Raw genomic sequence first — 372 nt, forward strand, 5'->3', positions numbered from 1 at the left:
AATATGCGGGTGTGGCGGAATTGGCAGACGCACTAGACTTAGGATCTAGCGCCTTTGGCGTGGGGGTTCGACTCCCTTCACCCGCACTTTTAATAAAATAACTCATACATGTCTTGCGGAAGTAGTTCAGTGGTAGAATACAACCTTGCCAAGGTTGGGGTCGCGGGTTCGAATCCCGTCTTCCGCTCCAATTTTCAATATGACATGCCGGGGTGGCGGAACAGGCAGACGCACAGGACTTAAAATCCTGCGGTGGGTGACCACCGTGCGGGTTCGACCCCCGCCCTCGGCACCATATGCGCCCGTAGCTCAATTGGATAGAGCGTTTGACTACGGATCAAGAGGTTAGGGGTTCGACTCCTCTCGGGCGCG

At 55.1% G+C, this 372-nt stretch carries 4 tRNA genes; all 4 read left to right on the forward strand.

Features of this window, described 5'->3' with window-relative positions:
- Window positions 1–5 precede the first annotated feature (5 nt).
- Window positions 6–86, forward strand: a tRNA-Leu gene (locus COI75_RS17020).
- A gap of 29 nt (window positions 87–115) precedes the next feature.
- Window positions 116–190, forward strand: a tRNA-Gly gene (locus tag COI75_RS17025).
- 16 nt (window positions 191–206) lie between these two features.
- Window positions 207–295, forward strand: a tRNA-Leu gene (locus tag COI75_RS17030).
- 3 nt (window positions 296–298) lie between these two features.
- Window positions 299–372, forward strand: a tRNA-Arg gene (locus COI75_RS17035).

The sequence above is a fragment of the Bacillus cereus genome, from assembly GCF_002564555.1.
In the GTDB taxonomy this organism is placed as follows: Bacteria; Bacillota; Bacilli; order Bacillales; family Bacillaceae_G; genus Bacillus_A; species Bacillus_A cereus_K.